Source organism: Priestia sp. BR_2 (genome assembly GCF_041954005.1).
GTDB classification, from domain to species: domain Bacteria; phylum Bacillota; class Bacilli; order Paenibacillales; family Paenibacillaceae; genus Paenibacillus_AQ; species Paenibacillus_AQ lautus_A.
On sequence record NZ_JAVFHM010000333.1, the window covers coordinates 1 to 629 of the forward strand.

At 32.1% G+C, this 629-nt stretch carries 1 pseudogene; it reads right to left on the reverse strand.

Annotated features, from left to right (window positions below):
• A pseudogene (locus RB298_RS29050) lies at positions 1-437 on the reverse strand (STAS domain-containing protein); the annotation flags it as partial.
• Positions 438-629: the final 192 nt, after the last annotated feature.

Below are 629 nucleotides of genomic sequence, written 5' to 3' on the forward strand. Positions count from 1 at the left end.
TCTTTATACTTTGAATAACTAATGAGAAACGTGTTAAGAAATTGATCAATCTTATCATTAATACGCTTCTCTAAGGCATAAAATTCTTCACGACTATTAAATTGATTATTTATTCGATCATATTGATAGAGAAAATGCCACAATGTTCGCCTAATGGCCTGTACCCATTCTAATTTAAAAGCAAGAGTTAAGGCGTGCTCTGCCCAGGCTACGCCTTCTTGTTGAGCGAAAGCAATGAGCTGTTCTTCTTTTTGTTCTACAACGTACAGAGCTAGCTTTTGAGCATTTTTTAAAAGGTCAATATTTCCGGTTTCTAAAATGTCGTTAATTTTAGAGGCTACGTTAACCGCCTCAGATAAGAGCTTATCCTGGAAATTCTGTTTGTTATCTCTAATAAAATCAGTCATTTTCTCTCTCTGATTATAAAACGCTTCCATTTTGAATACGCCTCCTACTTTTTTGCTGATTATCTTTATCCTTAATTAACTCATATCAATAAATGAATTATTATCTATCTTTACTTTCAATCCTTGTATATAAAAAAGTCCTCCTTCCTTGTACTAATGACACTAGACATATTTTTAGAGAAGACTCTCTATATTTTTACCCTCAAAACATATATTTTACAT